Below are 14,155 nucleotides of genomic sequence, written 5' to 3' on the forward strand. Positions count from 1 at the left end.
CGCTGCGGTTTGCGCTACCACCTATTCTTCAGCGACCTGCGCTTCAGCACCGTCCAGTTCAGCCTCTGAACAAGGTCCCAAGCGGTCGGATTTCACATCGAACTGCATCTCCATCGAGCCGCCCGGAATCATGCTGTTGCTCGCTTCAAGGTCCATGCTGGCATCGAAACCGGCGCTGGTGCTTGTTCCGCTCAAGCCGACTTCTGCGGAAACGCCCATCGGGCCGCTGCACGACAGGTTGGCATCGAACCTGATCCCGTCAACATTGAACCGGGTAAAGGCACATTCCTGGTCATTGATGCCTTCGCCAATCTGGCGGAGGACATCCTCAAACCCCTTGCTAGCCTCTGCCTCCGTCAAGCAACTCGGTTGCGGCTCGCTGGACAGGCCCTGCATTTGCTCGCGCATGCGGTCCGCCTGCGCAGGCGGGAGACCGGGCACATCGAAACTCACCAGCTTGGTGCTGGTGGCATAAAGGCCCGGCTCCGGCTTTTGCAGCTTGCCGGCCTGGGCGAGCACTTCTTCACCACTCAGCGGCTTTTCCTGACCGCAGGATACGGCGCAGAAAGCCGCCAAGGTGACGCAGGCAATTCGCACATCAGAGCGCATTATGCAGGACAATCCCCGACCCGCTCCTGCTTCATGTTCATTTCGATGTTGGCATCACCAAGCTGCGGGATCTTGCCCTGCATCTTCATGGTCAGGTCGGACTTGGTGGGGCTGACGTCGCCATTCATTGTGATGTTCATGGTGCCGCTGCTCTCATCTTCGCAGGTCATCGCCATGTCGATCGTGCCGCCGTCCATGTCCATCTTCGTGATCTTGCAGCTATCGTCCTGCTCGCGGGTGAGCGCTTCTTCGAAGCCCTTGTCCGCCTCTTCCTGGGTCAGGCAATATTCGATGGTATTGCTCATGGTCTTGCCGAGCATTTCGAGCATTTCGGGCGGCGCGCCGGGGATCTCGGCGGTCTTGAACGTCATGCTCATCTTGTACTGGCCGGGCTCCGGCTTGATGTTGGCGCTGGCCATTTCCGCGCGCGCTTCCTCGGCGCTGATCTCGCCATCGCCATCGGTATCGGCATCACCACTGGAGCAGGCCGATGCGAACAGCGCCAGTCCGGCCACCATTGCAAGTTTCTTCATGTGAAAATCCCTTCCCTATCGTCGTTTCCGGCGACCGCGCATGTTTGCATCGGAGGCTACGGCCAAGCGCCCCACTTCACAATGCCCTTGTGGACGGCCATATCGCGCAGATGGCAGAATTGGTGATCAGACGCGGGCTGGACGAGCCCGACACAGGAGAAGATTTTACACCGCACCGCCCTGCGCGGCCGGAAAAATCGCTGCCGGGCAAGCGGTTCGAGCTGGTCAGCGACTACGAACCGGCGGGCGACCAGCCGACTGCTATTGCCGAACTGGTGCAGTCCGCCGGAGAAGGCGAGAAGACCCAGACGCTGCTGGGTGTGACCGGCAGCGGCAAGACCTTCACCATGGCCAAGGTCATCGAGACCTTGCAGCGCCCGGCGCTGGTGCTCGCGCCCAACAAGATCCTCGCCGCCCAGCTCTATGGCGAGTTCAAGAGCTTCTTCCCGGGCAACGCGGTCGAATATTTCGTCAGCTACTACGACTATTACCAGCCCGAAGCCTACGTCCCGCGATCCGACACGTATATCGAGAAGGAAAGCTCGGTGAACGAGGCGATCGACCGCATGCGCCACTCGGCCACCCGTGCACTGCTGGAGCGGGACGATGTCATCATCGTCGCCTCGGTCAGCTGCCTCTACGGTATCGGCTCGGTCGAAACCTATTCAGCGATGATCTTCGACCTCAAGTCCGGCGAGACGATCGACCAGCGAGAGCTGATCCGCAAGCTCGTGGCGCTGCAATACAAGCGCAACGATACTGCCTTCGCCCGCGGCAGCTTCCGGGTACGCGGCGACAATCTCGAGCTGTTTCCCAGCCACCTGGAAGACACCGCCTGGCGCATCAGCTTCTTCGGTGACGACATCGAAGAGATCAGCGAGTTCGACCCGCTCACGGGCAAGAAAGGCGACACGCTGGAGAAAGTGCGGGTCTACGCCAATTCGCACTACGTCACCCCCGGCCCGACGATGAAACAGGCGACCGAAGCCATCAAGTTCGAGCTGCAGGAACGGCTCAAGGAACTGCACGAAGAAGGCCGCCTGCTGGAGGCGCAGCGGCTGGAACAGCGGACCAATTTCGACCTGGAGATGATCGCCGCCACCGGCTCCTGCGCGGGGATCGAGAACTATTCCCGCTTCCTGACCGGACGCCTGCCGGGCGAACCGCCGCCAACCTTGTTCGAATACTTGCCCGAGAACGCGCTGCTGTTCGTCGACGAGAGCCACCAGACGGTGCCGCAGATCGGCGCAATGGCGCGCGGGGACCATCGCCGCAAGCTGACGCTGGCCGAGTACGGCTTCCGTCTGCCGAGCTGCATCGACAACCGCCCGCTGCGCTTCAACGAATGGGACGCGATGCGCCCGCAAACCTTCTGCGTTTCCGCGACGCCGGGCGGGTGGGAGCTGGAGCAGACCGGTGGCGTCTTTGCCGAACAGGTCATTCGCCCCACGGGCCTGATCGACCCACCGGTAGAGATCAAGCCGGTCGAGGATCAGGTGCAGGACTGCATCCAGGAGTGCCTCGAAACCGCCAAGAAGGGCTACCGCACGCTCGTCACCACGCTGACCAAGCGCATGGCGGAAGACTTGACCGAGTTCATGCACGAAGCGGGTGTTCGGGTCCGCTACATGCACTCCGATGTCGAGACGCTCGAGCGTATCGAGCTGATCCGCGACCTGCGGCTGGGGGTCTATGACGTGCTGGTGGGCATCAACCTGCTGCGCGAAGGGCTCGACATCCCCGAATGCGGGCTGGTCTGTATCCTCGACGCCGACAAGGAAGGCTTCCTGCGCAGCGAAACCTCGCTGATCCAGACTATTGGCCGCGCCGCGCGCAATGTGGATGGCCGCGTGATCCTCTATGCCGACCGGATCACTGGCAGCATGGAACGCGCGATGGCGGAAACCGAACGCCGCCGCGAGAAACAGCGCGAATACAACGAGGAACACGGGATTACCCCGCAGACGATCAAGCGCCAGATCGCCGATATCGTCGCGCATACTGCCTCGCAGGACGGCGTCACTGTCGACACCGGCGATGATGAGCGCAACAACCTCGTCGGCCACAACCTGCGCGCCTATATCGAGGATCTCGAGAAACGCATGCGTGCTGCTGCCGCCGATCTGGAGTTTGAGGAAGCCGGACGGCTCAGGGACGAAATCCGCCGGCTCGAGAACGACGAGCTTGGCCTTGGGGATGCAGAGAAGAAGGCACCGCTTGTGGGCCGCAGCAACGAAGGCAAGCCCGGCACCCGCAAGATGAGGTATGGCAAAACGCAGCGTAAGATGCGTTAGCCGTCTTCTGATTCCCTCCGCACGAACAGCTGGTGGTTGCCCTGCACCCAGGTTTCACCGCCGTCGGTCGAGCGTTCCATCTTCGATTCGAAACGGTCCTCACTGGCATTGAAGCGCGTGAAGCGCAGTTTGAGCGTGGTGCCATCGGGCATCTCCACTACCGGCGTCTCGCGCGTTTCGCTGTCTTGCGAGCCGGTCATTACCCAGAGCTGGCCGTCCGGCCCGACCGAAACCATCTCGATCTCGTTTGTCGAATCGCGCAGGTAGAACAGCAGGCCGGAAGCCATGTTGAATTCGGGGATCGTGCTCATCCCCTTCACGACCTTGTCATCCATCACCCATTCAAAGGCATAGATGCCGGGGAAGGAACGGCCCGGTGTTCCGTCGGCGCGGTAGAATGTCGTGGTGACATCCCATGTGCCGATCACGTTCCGCAACTGCGCCAAGGCAGGACTGACGGACGCTTCCTCCGAAGACGGTTCTTCGGCAACCGCATTCGCAGGCGTAGCCAATGACAGGATGGCGGCGGACAAGAGCAGGCGCATGATCGGTATCTCCCCAGTCCGCCCGATAGCAACGGAAGTACTCCACCACACCAAAGCACCGACGAATAGGCAATCTCGTTCGACACTGGCCGATTTACCTGCGCTTGCGGCTTTGCCATAGGGGCGCACATGACACATCGCATCCTGTTCGCCGCCGCAGCGCTCGCTCTTTCTTCCCCCCTCGCCGCGCAAGACAAACCTCAGGTTGAAGCGGCCAAGCCGGCCAAGATCGACCCACAGGTCCGCACTCGCGACCTCGCCGGCACTTTCGGTGGACAGCGCGTCAGCTATCGCGCGACAATCCAGGAAAACGTGCTCAAATCCGACGATGGCAAACCCGAGGCAGTGATTGTCACCACCAGCTATGTCCAGAACCCGCGCGACACCTCGCGGCCGGTGTTCTTCATCTACAATGGCGGCCCCGGTTCGGGCTCGGTGTGGCTGCAGATGGGCGCGTTCGGGCCCAAGCGAGTGGCGATCCCCAGCGACGCGCGCGACGATGGCGCCCCGCCCTATCCGCTGCTCGACAATCCCGACAGCCTGCTCGACGTTGCAGACCTCGTTTTCATCGATCCGCCGGGGACAGGCTTCAGCTATCTCACCAAGGGCACCGACCCGAAAAAGTACTACGGCCTCGAAGCCGATGCGAAGGCGGTCGCCACGGTCATCCGCCGCTGGATCAACGACAATGGTCGCTGGAACAGCCCCAAGTACCTTGGCGGCGAAAGCTATGGCACCACCCGCACCGCCATGGTCGTGAGGGAGCTGGAGGGCGGGACCTATAACGACGTCGGCCTCAACGGGCTGATCCTGATCTCGACGATCCTCGACTTCGCCGCGCGCGAGCCGACGCCGGGCAACGAGATGGCCTATATCGTCACCCTGCCCAACATGGCGACGGCAGCGTGGTTCCATGGCAAGGCCGAAGCACCTTCAGCCGAAACCATTGCCGAAGAGGCACGCCAGTTTGCCATCGGGCCGTTCGCGACTGCGCTGCTCAAGGGGCAAGACCTGCCCGCCGACGAGCGCGCAAGGGTACGCGCCGAACTCTCGCGCCTGACCGGCCTCAGCGAGACCTACCTCGAACAGGCCGACCTGCGTGTAACCTCGCAGCGCTTCTACAAGGAGCTGCTGCGCGACCGGGGCCTCACCATCGGCCGCCTCGACAGCCGCTACACCGGGCAGGACTTTGACAACGCGGGCGAAACGCCTGACGCCGACCCGAGCTTCTATGGCATCGACGCGGGCTATACTGCCGCGATCAACGCCTGGTCGCGCGAGACGCTCGGCTTCGAGACCGACCGCGAATACCAGGCCATTGGCAGCGATCCCGGGCGCAATTGGGAATGGTCGCTTTCCGGGCGCGGGCGCGGAGCCTATCTCAACGTCGCGCCTTTCATCGGGCAGGCCATGCGACAGAACTCGGGGCTGCGTACCTTCGTAGCCCAGGGCTATTATGACTTTGCCACGCCGTTCTTTGGTGCAGAGCTATCGCTCAACCGTACCGGTTTCCCGCAAGACCGCATCGAGTGGAAGTACTATGGTTCAGGCCACATGATGTACATCCGCGACGAAGACCGATCGCAGCTCTCGCGCGACATCCGGGCGTTCATCAGGGCGCGATGATGGGCCGCTGGCTCGCCGCACTTCCGTTGGTGGCGCTCGCCGCGTGCCAACCACCGGCGGCGGAAGACTATCTCGAGCGTGGCAAGGTCACCGAAGCTCTGCCGCAAGCCTCCGCGCCCTTGCCATCGCCCGACACAACCGGCGCCGTGTGGGCACCGAGCGATATCGACGAGCGCTTGCTCTATGGCGTGCCGGGCGAAACTCCACTTCTGGCGTTCCAATGTGAGCGCGGGGGAGCCATCGCACGCCTCGCTTTCACGCGGTTCGCACCGGCAGATCGCGAGGCACAGGCGATGATGGCAGTTGTCGGCAATTTCCACGCCCTGCGGCTACCGGTGGACAGCACCTACAACGGGCGGGCGTGGCTGTGGCAGGGCTCGGTCGAAGCCGATCATCCCGACCTTGAAGCGATGACCGGTCAGAAGGAATTCGAGGCGACCATCCCTGGGGCCGGCAGTGTAGAGCTCAAGCCCAGCCCACTGGTGCGCAGTCTGGTGAACGCCTGCCGTGCTACTCCTGAGGACGAGGAGCCTGACGAGGACGCTGAGCCAGCTCGATAAGGCTGTCGGGCGTCAGCACCTGCGGCAATTGCTCGGGTTCGGCTGCGCCCGGCTCGTACCACAAGTAAAGCGGTACCCCGGCCACGCCGCGCTCGGTAAGGAAGGCGGTGATCTCCGGCTGGCGTAGCGTCCAGTCGCCGCGCAGGGTGACGACGCCGGCCTTGTCGAACGCCTCGCGGGTCGCTTCGCGCTCTATCGCGACGCTTTCATTGACCTTGCAGGTGACGCACCAGTCGGCAGTAAAATAGACGAAGACGGGCGAGCCTGAAGCGCGGACTTCGGACAGATCGGCATTTGTGAACGGTATCGATTCCAGCGCACTGGCACTTGCGGCCCTTTCTGTCCGTTCAAAAGTATTGACGGCCAGCAGCGTCACTCCGATGGAATTCGCGATCATGGTAAGCGCCAGAAGTTTCCGCGCCGGATGGCCGGCAAATTTCGACCCAAGCAGAATGGTCAGAAGAACCGTGATTGTAACTGCCAGAATCAATGCAGCCAGCGCGAAGGTGGTTCCTCCCATCCGCCACAGCAACCAAACCAGCGCCAGAGCCGTCAGCCCCATCGGGATCGCCATCGCCTTGCGAAAGGTTGCCATCCACGGCCCCGGCCTGGGCAGGCGGCTACGCAGTGCCGGGACAAAACCCAGCAGCAGGAACGGCAACGCCAGCCCCACCCCGAGCGCAGCGAACAGCAGCACTGCCAGTGGTGCAGGCAGCAGCAGCGCCGCGCCCAGGGCTGCCGCCATGAACGGCCCGGTACAGGGCGTCGCAACGAATGCCGCCAGCAGACCGGTCGCAAAGGCCCCACGCGGCGTGCTGCCGCCGGAAATCGAAAGCCCGGGCAGCTCGAACAGACCCAGCAGGTTCGCGGTGATCAGCACCGCCAGCGCGAGCAACGCCACCACCACCGCCGGTTCCTGCAGCTGAAACGCCCAGCCAACCTGCTCGCCCGCAGCGCGCAGCGCCAGCATCACCGCGCCAAGCGCGAGGCACGCCAGAACCACGCCGGCGGTATAGGACAACCCTTCCATCCGCGCTTCGTGCTCGCCTTCCCCGGCGCGGGCGAGGCTGAGCGCCTTGAGGCTGAGGATCGGGAACACGCAGGGCATGACATTGAGCATCAGGCCGCCCAGCAGCGCTCCTCCCAGCAACAACCAAAGCGGCGGCACATCGTCTGCCAGCGCCATCAGCCGCGTCCCGCCGGAGGGAACTTCGCCAGGCTCGGCTACGAAACGCAGGCCCGCTCCATTGCCGAGCCTGAGGATGCCATCGACCTGGCCCGGTCGGTCACCCTTCAGTGCCAGCGGGATTTCCGCCACCAGCCAGTCGCCCGTGCGGCGGAAACCCTGCGCCTGCGCATAGTTCACCAGATCGCGATTGCCGATGAAGACATGCGGCTCGCCCGGATCGACGCCTGCCGGCAGCGGGATCGCCACCCGCAACAGCCACGCCGTCATGTCAAACCGCGCCGGGCTATCGATCAGCGGCGCGAGCGCGCTGCGCCAGCGGGTAAAATCGGCGCTGGGGGCGGCACTGCCCGCGCCCACCGGCGCGTTCACCTGCATGGTCGCGTCCTGCGGAACGCAGATCTCGTCGGTACAGGCGAGGTAGAAGGCCTCGAGGCCGACTTGCAGCACCGGTCCGCCTGCATAGCTCTTGTCGAGCCTGAGCGGCAGCAGGACGGCGTAATCGCCTTCGAAGATGTGGTTCATCAGCCCGTCTATGACCAGCGTCTGGGGCACCGGATAGCGCGGCTCGCCAACGCTCACGCCTTCGGGCAGCGTCCATTCGAGCTGCATCGGCAGGCCGGCATCGCCGGGGTTCTTCCAGTAGCCGTGCCATGCGGGAGAAACCGGCGAGAAACGGATCGCCAGAGTGGTCTCGCCGCCGGGCGCGACCGGACCTTCCACCACCAGCGAAGCGCGGATGTTCTGCTCCTGCGCGCGCGTTGGTTGTGTCACCAGCAGTGCCAGCAGGAACATCAATCCGGCCAGCACCCGGGCAAAGGTCGATCTTGCGAAAGTCATCACTAAGGTCCTATCGCGCCATCTAGTTGCAGACTCAAAGGGAATCCATGGCCGAGACACGCGATCTCCTGATCCTGGGCGGCGGGCTCGTCGGCATGACGCTGGCGTTGGCGGCGGCACGGCGCGGCTTTTCCAGCCATGTCATCGACCGGGCAGACCCGGCCTCCGTCACCGCGGAAGGCTTCGACGGGCGCGCCACCGCAATCTCAACGGCGAGCTGGAACCTGTTCCGCAACATCGGCTTGGCCGAAACGCTGGAGCCGCATGGCTGCCCGATCGACAGCATTGCGGTGAGCGACCAGATGAAGCCGGGCCAGATCGACTTCCAGCCAGAACCGCATGAGGACTCGCTCGGGCGGATGTTCGCCAACCGCACCTTGCGGGTGGCCCTGTTCGAAGCTGCCAAGGCCGAACCGCTGATCGACTGGATTGCCCCGGCGGAGATCGTCACTCGCGAGCGCGACGCCTTTGGGGCGACCGCCACGCTGGCGGACGGGCGCGTGCTCAAGGGCAGGTTGATGATCGCTGCCGAAGGGCGCGGTTCGCCGACGCGCGATGAGGAAGGGCTCAACCTCGCCAAGTGGGACTACAGCCACCGCGCCATCATCGTCGGGCTGGATCATGAAAAACCGCATGAAAATGTCGCGTGGGAGATTTTCTATCCGGACGGCCCCTTCGCGCTGTTGCCGGTGCTCGACGGACCGCAAGGCCAGCACCGCAGCGCGCTGGTGTGGACGGTGGACGAGGCCGATGCGGCGGGCGTGCTCAAACTGTCAAACCGCGCCTTCCTCGCTGAAGTCGAGAAGCGCATGGGCGGGATGTTCGGGGCGATCAGCCTCAATTCGAAGCGTTCTTCCTACCCGCTCAGTTTCCAGCATACCTCCAAGCTGATCGGCGAGCGGCTGGCGCTGGTAGGCGATGCGGCGCACGGGATGCATCCGATTGCTGGGCAGGGTTTCAACCTTGGCCTGCGGGATGTGGGCGCGCTGGTCGAGGTGCTCACCGAAGGGCGCCGCCTGGGCCTGGACCCGGGCGATGCCGGGATGCTGAAGAAATACGAGGAATGGCGCGCGCTCGATGCGCTGATGGTGATGAGCGCGACCGATGGTCTCACCCGCCTGTTCGGGCTCCCGGGCAAGGCAGCCTCCGCCATCCGCCGCTTCGGCATGGCCGGGGTCCAGCGCACCGGCTGGCTGAAGGACTTCTTCATGAACGAAGCGCGCGGCGTGACTGGCGAGCGGCCCGAACTCCTGCGCCACTGACGATCGGGATCAGCGCTCCGGCGTGACTTCCTGCACCGGGCTCGGCGCGCCGATCTGGTTGCCCGCTCCGTCACGCAAGCGACCCTGCTCCAGCAATGCGGCGGTTTCGATCAGGTCGAGCGCGCGCTGGGCGGCAGCGTAGCGGCGCGTGTCGGCAATCCACTTCTCGGCTGCAGGAGCGCCGGGCATGTTCTGCACTTCCTCGATCGCCGATTCGTAGCGCCCACTTTCTAGGAACAGCCGTGCCCGTTCCATCCGCCGCATCGGTTGCGGCGACGGCGATGTTTCGCGCCGGACGATGAACAGCTCGCTGAGTTCGCGCCGTAGCTTGTCGAAGCTCGGCTCTTCGCTGGCGTTGCGCAGCTCTGGCTCGAGCCCTTCGAGCCGGGCAATCAGCTGGTCGAGCGTAACCGGGTCGCGCGACATCGAAATCACCGTGGAAACGGCATTGGGCCAGCCGTCGCCGAACCGCAGCCGCAACTGGTCGGCCAGGAAGCCGAGCTCGGCACCCTTCTCAATCGCGCGACGGGTAGCGAAAGCGATCAGCAGGCCTTCCGCCCGCGCCGCATTGCCAGCGGCAGCCTGCGCTTGCAGGTCGAGCCGGGTCAGGCGCTGCTCTGCGGCTGCGAGCCGCGCTTCGAGGCCACCTTGCTGCTCGGCCACCCGTTCCACCGCCTGGGCCGCTTCCTGCGCAGCTTCGGATGCTGCCGCGCTGGGCGTTGGCGAAGGCAGCACTGTATCAACAAGCGACTGCGGAACCGCTTCCTCTGTCTCTCTGGGCGAAGGTAGGCCACGTTCTGCCCCGCCAAAGCCGGGCCGCCACCACAAATAGCCCGCCACTGCGGCGCTGATGAGCAATGCCATCAGCGCAAAGGCGATAATCGCCCGGTAAGAGCTGGTACCCGTCGGCTCCGTCTGCACGTCGCGCTTTCCGATCCGTTTATTGACCCACCGCCACGCTTTTCGCGCGGTCTCACTTAACGAAACCTATCTGTTGCACAGCTCTGCAGCCAAATCCAACACTGCTGCGTCGCTTCGAGCAGTCGCAATGTGGACAGATTCCCAGCCTTTTCCCGCCATTTGCGCGATCCTGGGGGCCATCGCCGCCAGCACAAGGCCGGACCGGTCCAGCGCAAGTCGTTCACATTCCTCGGCAAAATGCCTTGCCATCTCGCCCGAATGTAAAATCACCACCGATCCGGCAACAAGCAGTCCCGCTTGCTGCGACGAGAGCGATAAAAATTTCGCGCGATAGACAATTTCTGTCGTTATTCGGACATGCGCAGGCGTTTCCAGCGTCAAATGGGTTTCGCCGGCCAGCCGCAGCAGCGATTGTTCGCGCTCTCCGAATGTTTCGATTACTGCCTGCAACCCTCCCTGCCCCACCGTCTCGACTGCCAGCCCTGCCTCACGCGCGGCCCTGGCTGTCGTCTCACCAACTGCATGCACCGGTAGATGGCGAACCTTGTCGAGCTCCGCCCCTGCATGGCGAATGGCGTTGGCACTACCGATCAACAAACCGTCGAATGGTGTCGACGGTGCCTTCCAGCTGACCGGCTCGACCTTGGCGAGCGGCATGCCTTTGGCTGCAAGGCCGCGCTCGAAAGCGGCAACAAGCGTCTGGGTTAGCCCGGGCTCCGGTCGCAGGACGAAGAGGGGGCGACTCAACCACCTCCTCCAAAGACCGCGCGAATGGCCGGGCTGGCGCGCTCCAGCATGTCCTCTGCCAGCGCCTGCAGTCCGGCGAATTCACCGATGTGGAATGTGCCCTCGCCGTCCACGCGCTCCTTGCCATCCGGACTAAAGATCGCAGCCCTGAGTTTTACGCCCTGGTCGGTCGAATTTGCCAGCACTGCCACCGGGCTATGACACGTGCCCTGCAGCGCTTCCAGCAAGCCGCGTTCGGCAAGGACTTCGGCTCGGCTATGCCCGTGGTCGAGCGGCGCGAGCAGCTTGCGCACCCGGGCGTCACCGGTACGACATTCCAGCCCGATCGCCCCTTGCGACGGGGCCGGCAGCCAGTCATGCTCGTCGAGTGCTGACCCGACCTCCAGCTGGCCAAGGCGCTCTAACCCGGCGGCGGCCAGCAGCGTTACATCGGCCTCACCCTCAGACAACTTGCGCAGCCGAGTGGCCACATTGCCGCGAAAGGTCACGACCTTCACATCGGGCCGATGATGCAGCATCTGCGCGGCCCGGCGCGGGGCGCTTGTGCCAACGACGGCATCCTGCGGGATCGCGGCGATGCTCTCGGCCCCCACCAGCATGTCGCGCTTGTCCGCTCGCGGCAGGATCGCGGCGATGGTGAGCCAGTCAGGCCGCAGCGTTTCGACATCTTTCATGGAATGGACGGAAACATCGATCTCGCCCGCGTGCAGCCAGCCATCGAGTTCCTTGGTCCACAGTGCCTTGCCGCCGACTTCGGCCAGCGGGCGGTCGAGCACCTTGTCGCCGCTTGCCACCACCGGGACCAGTTCGACCGCGTTTTCCGACCAGCCATGCGCTTCGCACAGTCGGCGGCGGGTTTCCTCCGCCTGTGCCATGGCAAGCGGGGAATTGCGGGTTCCTAGGCGGAGAACGGGCGTGTCTGTCATCGGCTGCGCTTGCCCTAGCGCGGCCTTCGTCTAAGGGGAAGCCGCATGGCTCTTGTGCTCGGCATAGAAAGCAGTTGCGACGAAACCGCAGCGGCGCTGGTGACGACGGATCGACAGATCCTCGCCCAGCGGATCGCGTCGCAGGACGAGGCGCATGCGCCTTACGGCGGTGTCGTGCCGGAGATCGCCGCGCGCGCCCATGCCGAACGACTGGCCCCGATGATCGAAGCGGTGATGGCCGATGCGGGCAAGGATTTCAGCGACCTCGACGCCATCGCTGCCACTGCCGGGCCGGGACTGATCGGCGGAGTGATGGTCGGCCTCGTCAGTGCCAAGGCGCTGGCGATGGCGGCGGGCAAGCCGCTGCTGGCAATCAACCATCTCGAAGGTCATGCGCTGAGCCCGCGCCTAGCCGATCCAGCGCTGGAGTTTCCCTATGCGCTGCTTCTGGTCTCCGGCGGGCATTGCCAGATCCTGATGGTCGAGGGAGTCGGGCAGTACCGCCGCCTCGCCACCACGATTGACGATGCGCTGGGCGAAGCGTTCGACAAGACCGCCAAGATCCTCGGCCTCGGTTACCCCGGCGGTCCCGCCGTCGAAAAACTCGCGCTGGAAGGCGATCCTGCCGCAGTACCCCTGCCCCGGCCGCTGGTCGGCAGCGGTGAGCCGCATTTCAGCTTTGCCGGGCTCAAAAGCGCGGTCCTGCGGGCGAAGGAAAGCGAGCAGCACGCAGATGCGGATATCGCGGCCAGTTTCCAGCAGGCCGCTGTCGACTGCCTGGTTGACCGTCTCGCTATTGCGCTTGGAAAGTCCGACTTGCCCAAGGCGCTGGTCGTCGCCGGCGGCGTCGCCGCCAACCAGCGTATCCGCAGCGAGCTCGAGAAATTTGCCGCCGAGCGCAGCATGCGTTTCGTCGCCCCGCCCATGGCCCTGTGCACCGATAATGCAGCAATGATTGGCTGGGCGGGCTGTGAGCGCCTACATATGGGGCAGGACGATCCGCTCGACTTCCGCGCGCGGCCGCGCTGGCCGCTCGATCCCAAGGCCGAGCCGGTGCGTGGAGCGGGGTATAAGGCATGAGCCACAGCGTAGCAGTGATCGGTGGCGGGGCCTGGGGCACGGCCCTTGCCCAGATGCTCGCCAGCGACGGGCGCGAGGTGCTGCTTTGGGCGCGCGAGACCGAGGTGGTCGAGGAAATCAACGCCAGCCACCGCAACACGCACTTTCTGCCCAGCGCGGAACTGTCTCCGACCATCAGGGCCACGGGTGACATGGCAAATCTCGCCGGCATTCCAGTCGTGCTCGTTGTGACCCCGGCGCAGCATACCGGGGCGGTCCTTCGGACCCTGCCCACACCTCCACGCGACCTCGTGCTGTGCAGCAAGGGGATCGAGCAGAGCTCTGGCCTGCTGATGAACCATGTCGCCGCCGAGGCATGTCCCGACAGCGAGCTTGCGATCCTTTCCGGCCCGACCTTCGCGCATGAAGTTGCGGCCGGGCTGCCGACTGCCGTCACGCTCGCATGCAGTGGTGGCGAGGAGCAATGGCAGCGGCTCAAACCCGTGATCGCGCGCCCGGCCTTCCGCCCCTATTACAGCGACGATGTGACCGGGGCGGAGATTGGCGGCGCGGTAAAGAACGTGCTCGCCATCGCTTGCGGCGTGGTCGACGGGCTGGGCCTGGGCCAGAACGCACGTGCGGCGCTAATCGCGCGCGGCTATGCCGAAATGCTGCGCTTCGGCGAGGCATTGGGGGCAAAGCCCGAGACGCTGGCGGGTCTGTGCGGCCTCGGCGATCTTGTGCTCACTTGCTCGTCTACTTCCAGCCGCAATTTCTCGCTCGGCAAGGCGCTCGGCGAAGGCCAGTCCGCTTCCGACCTTATGGCTGACCGCCGGACCGTGGCCGAAGGCGCGCATACCGCGCCGGTGCTGGGCGATATGGCTCAATCGAAGGGCATCGACATGCCAATCGTCGAGGCGGTCAATCGCCTGCTCGACGGCGCACCCGCTGCCGAAGTCGTGCAGCAATTGCTCGCCCGCCCCTTGCGCGCCGAACAGGGACCCGGCGCGTGACCACCGCTGCACCGCCAGACGACCATTCGGGCGA

13 protein-coding genes are annotated in these 14,155 nt (G+C 64.4%); 6 read left to right on the forward strand and 7 right to left on the reverse strand.

Annotation, left to right across the window (positions count from 1 at the left end):
- Window positions 1-21: 21 nt before the first annotated feature.
- On the reverse strand, window positions 22-609 hold the full coding sequence (locus tag QPW08_RS12145; RefSeq protein WP_284126074.1) for a DUF3617 domain-containing protein: 588 nt from the start codon (window positions 607-609) through the stop codon (window positions 22-24).
- On the reverse strand, window positions 609-1,142 hold the full coding sequence (locus QPW08_RS12150; protein ID WP_284126075.1) for a DUF3617 domain-containing protein: 534 nt from the start codon (window positions 1,140-1,142) through the stop codon (window positions 609-611). The genes QPW08_RS12145 and QPW08_RS12150 overlap by 1 nt, the downstream gene beginning before the upstream one ends.
- A gap of 110 nt (window positions 1,143-1,252) precedes the next feature.
- Here QPW08_RS12150 and uvrB point away from each other — a divergent pair, with 110 nt between their 5' ends.
- Entirely contained in the window at window positions 1,253-3,436 is a 2,184-nt protein-coding gene (uvrB, locus tag QPW08_RS12155; RefSeq protein ID WP_284126076.1) for an excinuclease ABC subunit UvrB, read from the forward strand.
- Here the strand turns inward: uvrB and QPW08_RS12160 are convergent.
- Entirely contained in the window at window positions 3,433-3,981 is a 549-nt protein-coding gene (locus tag QPW08_RS12160; protein ID WP_284126077.1) for a hypothetical protein, read from the reverse strand. The genes uvrB and QPW08_RS12160 overlap by 4 nt on opposite strands.
- 129 nt (window positions 3,982-4,110) lie before the next feature.
- On the opposite strand from QPW08_RS12160, the gene QPW08_RS12165 reads away from it, so the two are divergent.
- Together QPW08_RS12165 and QPW08_RS12170 are read left to right on the forward strand one after the other, a co-directional pair.
- Window positions 4,111-5,607, forward strand: coding sequence for a S10 family peptidase (locus QPW08_RS12165; RefSeq protein ID WP_284126078.1), 1,497 nt, complete (start codon window positions 4,111-4,113; stop codon window positions 5,605-5,607).
- Window positions 5,607-6,167, forward strand: coding sequence for a hypothetical protein (locus QPW08_RS12170; protein ID WP_284126079.1), 561 nt, complete (start codon window positions 5,607-5,609; stop codon window positions 6,165-6,167). The genes QPW08_RS12165 and QPW08_RS12170 overlap by 1 nt, the downstream gene beginning before the upstream one ends.
- On the opposite strand, the gene QPW08_RS12175 is transcribed toward QPW08_RS12170, so the two are convergent.
- On the reverse strand, window positions 6,118-8,193 hold the full coding sequence (locus QPW08_RS12175) for a protein-disulfide reductase DsbD family protein (protein WP_284126080.1): 2,076 nt from the start codon (window positions 8,191-8,193) through the stop codon (window positions 6,118-6,120). The two genes, QPW08_RS12170 and QPW08_RS12175, sit on opposite strands and share 50 nt — an antisense overlap.
- Before the next feature lie 47 nt (window positions 8,194-8,240).
- Between QPW08_RS12175 and QPW08_RS12180 the strand changes: the two genes are divergently transcribed.
- Window positions 8,241-9,455, forward strand: a complete 1,215-nt coding sequence (locus QPW08_RS12180) for an FAD-dependent monooxygenase (protein WP_284126081.1) — start codon at window positions 8,241-8,243, stop codon at window positions 9,453-9,455.
- A 9-nt stretch (window positions 9,456-9,464) separates the two neighbouring features.
- Here the strand turns inward: QPW08_RS12180 and QPW08_RS12185 are convergent, their stop codons facing one another.
- The 3 genes from QPW08_RS12185 to hemC all read right to left on the reverse strand — a co-directional run bounded on the left by QPW08_RS12185 (window position 9,465) and on the right by hemC (window position 12,049).
- Window positions 9,465-10,376: a hypothetical protein gene (locus tag QPW08_RS12185; protein ID WP_284126082.1), complete on the reverse strand. Its 912-nt coding sequence runs from the start codon at window positions 10,374-10,376 to the stop codon at window positions 9,465-9,467.
- Window positions 10,377-10,442: 66 nt separating this feature from the next.
- Window positions 10,443-11,033, reverse strand: a complete 591-nt coding sequence (locus QPW08_RS12190; protein WP_284126083.1) for a uroporphyrinogen-III synthase — start codon at window positions 11,031-11,033, stop codon at window positions 10,443-10,445.
- Window positions 11,034-11,119: 86 nt separating this feature from the next.
- The gene (gene hemC, locus QPW08_RS12195; protein WP_284126084.1) at window positions 11,120-12,049 is read right to left on the reverse strand and encodes a hydroxymethylbilane synthase; all 930 of its coding nucleotides are present in this window, start codon (window positions 12,047-12,049) and stop codon (window positions 11,120-11,122) included.
- Between the two features lie 45 nt (window positions 12,050-12,094).
- Between hemC and tsaD the strand changes: the two genes are divergently transcribed.
- Window positions 12,095-13,129 (forward strand): tRNA (adenosine(37)-N6)-threonylcarbamoyltransferase complex transferase subunit TsaD, encoded by a 1,035-nt coding sequence (gene tsaD / locus QPW08_RS12200; RefSeq protein WP_284126085.1) that lies wholly within the window; start codon window positions 12,095-12,097, stop codon window positions 13,127-13,129.
- The gene (locus QPW08_RS12205) at window positions 13,126-14,121 is read left to right on the forward strand and encodes an NAD(P)H-dependent glycerol-3-phosphate dehydrogenase (protein WP_284126086.1); all 996 of its coding nucleotides are present in this window, start codon (window positions 13,126-13,128) and stop codon (window positions 14,119-14,121) included. Before tsaD ends, QPW08_RS12205 begins: the two co-directional genes overlap by 4 nt.
- The last annotated feature ends 34 nt before the right edge of the window (window positions 14,122-14,155 follow it).

This window comes from Parerythrobacter aestuarii (assembly GCF_030140925.1).
Classification (GTDB): Bacteria; Pseudomonadota; Alphaproteobacteria; order Sphingomonadales; family Sphingomonadaceae; genus Parerythrobacter; species Parerythrobacter aestuarii.